Here is a 5329-nt window from a genome sequence, read left to right as displayed (position 1 = left end):
GCGGGGGGGGGGGGGGGGGCCCCCGCCCCCGCGGGCGGGGGGCGCCCGGGGGGCGGTGGCACCGGGGGCGCGCGGGCCCCCCCCCCCGCCGGCGGCCCCCCCTTCGGTGCGGGTCACTTGTTCAGGTAGGCCCAGAACTCGTCGAAGGACAGGACCTTGTCCCCGTCGAGGTCCCGCTGCTTGATGATCGCCTCCGCCACCGTGTCGGTGACGTTCCAGTCGCCTCCCTGGGCGAGGGCGGACTTGAACTCGGCAGCGGTGATGTACCCGTCACCGTCCGCATCGATCCGCTTGAACTGCTCGCGTGCCTCGTCGATGTCCGCCACCGATCCGCCCCTTTGTGTCGCTTCCGGTCTGACTTGCTGTCGTACTGACGCAGGTCAGATTAACGGCCCGGCCAGGCCTTCAGCGCCGCGACCACCCAGGCGAACTCCTCCTGGTACCTCGGGGGCGCCTCCTCGCCCTTGATCTCGGACACCAACACCCGGTAACGGGCGACCTCGTTGCCCAGGTCGAGGCGGCGCAGGACGGCCGCGCGGTCGGTCCCCGCCCCCAGCAGTTCGACGAGCACGGTGTCCGCCCCGGGGTCGCCGGGCGCCACACCCCGGGCCCGTGCGTCGCCGGCCAGTTCGACCAGCCGCTGGAAGAACCGCATCGACGAGCCCGCCGGGGAGTCGGGGTCCCGGTCGGCGGCGTTGTACTCGATCATCTGGCGCATCGCGGCCCGGAAGCCCGGCTTCTGCAGCAGTTCCGCCAGTTCCACCCAGGCGTCGACCTGCGCCGCACTGGGTTCGTCGGGCAGGCTGACGCCGAGGCTGCGGGTCCGCTCGCGGATCCACGGGTCGGCCGTGTCGAGCCCGTGGAAGACCTCGTCCACGAACTCGTCCACGATCCGCTGCCGCTCTGCCGCCGAGAGCCGTGCCAGTCTGTTCATCAGGGTCGTCTCCTCCGCACTCGAACCGCGGCGTGCCACGGTCGACAGCACCGCACGGGTCACCTTGAGCGACCGGATCTGCGCGTCCAGCGCCGCCACGTGCGCGGCCGCGACCTCCGCGACCGTCCGCTCCCCCGCCAGGACCCGGCGCACGTCCTCCAGACCGAGGCCCAGTTCGCGCAGGGTGCGGATCAGCTCCAGCCGGGCGACAGACGCGGCGTCGTACAGGCGGTAGCCGCCCGCGGAGCGCGCCACCGGGGGCAGGGCCCCCTCGTCCGACCAGAAGCGGATGGTCCGCACGGTCAGCCCGGTGGCCCGCGCCAGTTCGCCGATGGTGAAGAGTCCGGTGCTGTCATCGGTCATGTCCGTGATTCTGGGCCTTCCAGCGGGTGGAGACTCAAGGCACGGAGGCCCGCTGGATGCACGAGACGGTGTCGGCGGTGGTGGAGGAGGAGGACGTACGGCACGGGGGTGAACGGCCGCCGTGCGCGGGCGTTCCAGGTGTCCCGGGTGTCCCGGGTGTTCCAGGTGTCCCGGGTGTTCCAGGCGGCCGGCCACCGGCCTGTGGGGGCGGAGGCGCTGTTGCCGGGGACGGCCCCGGTCAGCGGAAGACGCCGGTGTGGCCGAGCGAGTAGCGGCCCGGCTGCGGGTAGACCGCGAGGCCGTGCGGGCCGCTGCCGACCTTGATGCGGGCGAGCTGCTTGCCGGTGCGGGTGTCGATGGCGTACACCTCGGAGTTGTAGCGGCCCGACAGCCAGAGCACCGTGCCGTCGGCGGAGACGCCGCCCATGTCGGGGCTGCCGCCGTGCGGCAGGCGCCACTTCTTGGTCAGCTTGTGCTGGGCGAAGTCGAAGACCGAGATGGTCCCCTCGCCCCGGTTGGAGACGTACATCTCGCGCGAGTCGCGGCTGACGTAGAGGCCGTGGGCGCCCTTGCCGGTGTACAGGAACTGCGGCTTGCCGAACTTGTCGCCGTCCAGGATCCACAGCCCGTCGGCCACCATGTCGGCGACGTAGAACCTCTTGCCGTCGGGTGACATCTTCACGTCCTGCGGCATGGCGCCGTGGAAGGCCAGCTTCTGCTGCCCGACGACCTTCATGGCCGCCGTGTCGACCTTGAGGAGTTCGCCGCTGAACTCGCAGGAGACGATGAAGTAGCGGCCGTTGACGGAGAAGTCGGCGTGGTTGACCCCGGCGCAGGTGACCGGGAGCGTCTTCACCCGCTCCATGCTGTGCGCGTCGCGGAAGACGAGCTGGCGGTCCTTGGAGGCCATCACGACGGCGTACTTGCCGTCCGGCGTGAAGTACAGGTTGTACGGGTCGTGCACGTCGACCGGCTTGCCCACCTTGCCGGTCTTCGGGTCGATGGGGGTCAGCGAGTTGCCGAGGTCGTTGTTGACCCAGAGCGTCTTCAGGTCCCAGGACGGCACGACGTGCTGGGGCTGGCGGCCCACCGGGATGGTCTCCATGACCTTGTACGTCCGGGGGTCGACGACCGTGACCGTGTTGGAGTTGGTGTTGGGGACGTAGACCCGGGAGGGGAAGTCCTTGACGACGTCGGAGAGCCGGTTGGGGCGGTCGGCGGCGTAGACGTCCTTGGCGTCCAGGACGGGCGGCATGCCGGGCAGGGCGTCGGCGGCCTGCTGCCGGGGCTGCTGCGGGCGCGCGGGCGCCTTGCTGCCGAGGGCTTCGTCGGTGTGGTGCTGCGCGGAACCCCCGCTGCTGCACGCGGAGAGCCCGGCCAGGGCGGCGCAGGCGGCGCCGGCGGCGAGGATCCGGGCGAGGCGGGAGACGGACGTGGGACTGGGACGCATCAGCTCAGCAACTCCGTGGTGGTGACCGCGCGCAGACCGCGGCGGTCGAGTTCGGTGAGGAGGTCGGGAAGGGCGGTGGCCGTGCCGGGGTAGCCGAAGTGCAGGCTCACCACGGACCCGCCGCGGATCGCGGACAGCACGTTGCGGGTGACCGCGGCGGCGCCGGGCGAGGTGTAGTCGAGCGAGTCGACGTCGTAGGAGAGGACGTGCGGGTAGCCCGCGGCGCGTGCGAGCCGTTCGACCAGCGGGGAGGCGGTGACGGCGCGCGAGGGCCGGAACCAGGTGCCGATCGAGCCGGTGAGCCGTTGGAGGCGGTCCGCGCAGCCGGTGATCTCCGCCCGGGCGTCGGCCTCGGACATGTCGTTGACGGACAGGTGGCGCTGGGTGTGGTTGCCGAGGTCGTGGCCGCCGTCGAGGATCCGGCGGGCCACCTCCGGGTGTGCGTCGAGCCAGGTGCCGACGGCGAGCACGGTGACCCGCGCGCCGTGCTTCTCGGCCGTGGTGAGCAGGGTGCGGGCGAGCGCCGGGTCGCCCTGGCCGTGGAAGGTGAGGGCGACGTGCGGCTTGTCGCGGGGGCCGTGGCTGATCTGGGCGGGCTGCCCGGGGAAGTGGCGCGGGGCGGGGGCGGCGGAGGCGTGCGCGGCGGGCCGCGGAGAGCCTGACGCGCCGTCGGCGGAGGGGCCGGACGGGCTGCCCGGCGAGGCGTCGGACGCGGCGGGGTGCGGGGCGGTACCGGCGGAGGAACACCCGGCGGCGAGCGCGCCCCCGGCAACGAGTCCGGCACCGGCCCGCAGCACACCGCGTCGGTCGGTGGTGGTCACCTGCACCATTTAAGGGGCGCAGAGTAAGAAAACGGGCGATTCACCCGGATGTCCACCGGGTGAACGTCGGGCAGGTGGCGCGGGGGCGCCCCCAAGCGGTTGCTGAGTTCCGGTCAGGGGGCCGCCCTGGCCGGGCGGCGGGTCAGCGGTCCGACACTCTCATCTCGAACCACGTCGTCTTGCCGCGCGGCAGCAGGTCGACGCCCCAGCGGTCGGAGAGTCTGTCCACCAGGAACAGGCCCCGGCCGCTGACGTCCAGTTCCTGGACGGGCATCAGGCAGGGCAGCCCGCGGGAGGGGTCGCGCACCTCGATGCGGATCCGGCCGGTGCGGCGGCGCATACGGAGGCCGAACGCCCGGGCACCGGTGTGGCGTACGGCGTTGCCCACCAGTTCGGAGACGAGGAGGACCGCGTCCTCCGTCAGTTTGGGGGACAGTCCCCAGTGGCGCAGGACGACGACCTGGACCAGGCGGCGGGCGGTGGCCGCGGACTCGGGGCGGGACGGCAGCCGGACCTCGGACTCGGTGGGATTGCCGTACAGCTCCACCGCGGCCGAGGCCCGTTCGTCCTCGACCGCGGGCGACCAGCGCGGTACGGCCGCATGTCCCTGTCCCCGCGGCTGCTCGATGCCCTCCAGCCCCGCCATGCCCCCATCATGGCCGCCTGCGGTGCCCTGCGTGGCCGTTCCGGGGGAATACGCCCCCTGAGCACCCCTGTTCCACCCCCCTCGCCCGGCATATGCCAGGGGCACTTCAGCGACCGGTGCGTCCGGGCCGACCTGCGCGGACGGCCCGGCCGGCGACGGACGGGCACCGGCGCCCGCACCACACGCTCAAGGTTGCCTCAAGGCTTCCGCAACCGCCCCATCGAGCGACTCGCGAGCGGACGTCCCGTCAGAGGTGGCCGGTCAGAGGAACTTGGCCTTCCCCGGGCCCTCTTCCACGAAGCTGCGCATCCCGCGCTCGCGGTCCTGCGTGGCGAACAGTCCCGCGAACCAGGTGCGCTCGACGGCGAGCCCGGTGTCGATGTCGGTCTCCAGACCCGTGTCGATCGCCTCCTTGGCGGCGCGCAGCGCGATCGCCGGCCCCTGGGCGAGCCTCGCCGCCCAGGCGTGCGCGGCCTCGTGGACCTCGGCGGCCGGCACCACCCGGTCCACCAGGCCGAGCGCCAGGGCCTCGTCGGCCTTGACCTGACGTCCGGTGAAGATGAGGTCCTTGGCCTTGGAGGGGCCGATCAGCCGGGACAGCCGCTGGGTGCCGCCCGCGCCCGGGATGAGGCCGAGCAGGATCTCCGGCTGGCCCAGCTTCGCGTTGTCCCCGGCGATCCGGTAGTCCGCGCAGAGCGCCAGCTCGCAGCCGCCGCCCAGCGCGTAACCGGTGACCGCGGCCACCACCGGCTTGGGGATGCGGGCCACGGCGGTGAAGGAGTCCTGCAGCGCGCGGGCCCGCAGCACCATCGCCGCGTGGTCCATCACCTGCATCTCCTTGATGTCCGCGCCGGCCGCGAACACCTTCTCGCCGCCGTAGAGCACCACGGCGCGCACGTCCGCGCGGCGGGTGGCCTCCTCGGCGAGTTCCTTGAGCCGGTCCTGCGTGGCGACGTCGAGCGCGTTCATGGGCGGGCGGTCCAGGCGCAGCGTGCCGACGCCCTCGGCGACTTCCAGAGATACGGTCATGTCCCGCAGGTTAGCGGTCGTTCACGCGGGAGGCAGCACCGGTGTGCGCACCGGCGGACGGCGGGCACCCCGCGCCCCCCGGCGGC

6 protein-coding genes are annotated in these 5329 nt (G+C 72.9%); all 6 read right to left on the bottom strand.

Annotated features, from left to right (window positions below):
• Positions 1-113 precede the first annotated feature (113 nt).
• The gene (locus tag ACFC02_RS41475) at positions 114-326 is read right to left on the bottom strand and encodes an EF-hand domain-containing protein (RefSeq protein WP_376368035.1); all 213 of its coding nucleotides are present in this window, start codon (positions 324-326) and stop codon (positions 114-116) included.
• Positions 327-385: 59 nt separating this feature from the next.
• Positions 386-1297: a MerR family transcriptional regulator gene (locus ACFC02_RS41470; RefSeq protein WP_376368033.1), complete on the bottom strand. Its 912-nt coding sequence runs from the start codon at positions 1295-1297 to the stop codon at positions 386-388.
• Between the two features lie 238 nt (positions 1298-1535).
• On the bottom strand, positions 1536-2747 hold the full coding sequence (locus ACFC02_RS41465; RefSeq protein ID WP_376368031.1) for a hypothetical protein: 1212 nt from the start codon (positions 2745-2747) through the stop codon (positions 1536-1538).
• Positions 2747-3577: a polysaccharide deacetylase family protein gene (locus tag ACFC02_RS41460; protein WP_376368029.1), complete on the bottom strand. Its 831-nt coding sequence runs from the start codon at positions 3575-3577 to the stop codon at positions 2747-2749. Before ACFC02_RS41460 ends, ACFC02_RS41465 begins: the two co-directional genes overlap by 1 nt.
• 133 nt (positions 3578-3710) lie before the next feature.
• Positions 3711-4214 (bottom strand): ATP-binding protein, encoded by a 504-nt coding sequence (locus ACFC02_RS41455; protein ID WP_376368027.1) that lies wholly within the window; start codon positions 4212-4214, stop codon positions 3711-3713.
• Between the two features lie 261 nt (positions 4215-4475).
• Positions 4476-5243: an enoyl-CoA hydratase/isomerase family protein gene (locus tag ACFC02_RS41450; protein ID WP_376368025.1), complete on the bottom strand. Its 768-nt coding sequence runs from the start codon at positions 5241-5243 to the stop codon at positions 4476-4478.
• Positions 5244-5329 lie beyond the last annotated feature (86 nt).

This window comes from Streptomyces sp. NPDC056160, assembly GCF_042268205.1.
Classification (GTDB): domain Bacteria; phylum Actinomycetota; class Actinomycetes; order Streptomycetales; family Streptomycetaceae; genus Streptomyces.
This window is presented reverse-complemented; position numbering and strand designations above follow the sequence as displayed.

Excerpts from the sequence above, each read along its gene's own strand:
- ACFC02_RS41470 (WP_376368033.1), bottom strand. The coding sequence starts at position 1,297 with ATGACCGATGACAGCACCGGACTCTTCACCATCGGCGAACTGGCGCGG.
- ACFC02_RS41465 (WP_376368031.1), bottom strand. The coding sequence starts at position 2,747 with ATGCGTCCCAGTCCCACGTCCGTCTCCCGCCTCGCCCGGATCCTCGCC.
- ACFC02_RS41460 (WP_376368029.1), bottom strand. The coding sequence starts at position 3,577 with ATGGTGCAGGTGACCACCACCGACCGACGCGGTGTGCTGCGGGCCGGT.
- ACFC02_RS41455 (WP_376368027.1), bottom strand. The coding sequence starts at position 4,214 with ATGGCGGGGCTGGAGGGCATCGAGCAGCCGCGGGGACAGGGACATGCG.
- ACFC02_RS41450 (WP_376368025.1), bottom strand. The coding sequence starts at position 5,243 with ATGACCGTATCTCTGGAAGTCGCCGAGGGCGTCGGCACGCTGCGCCTG.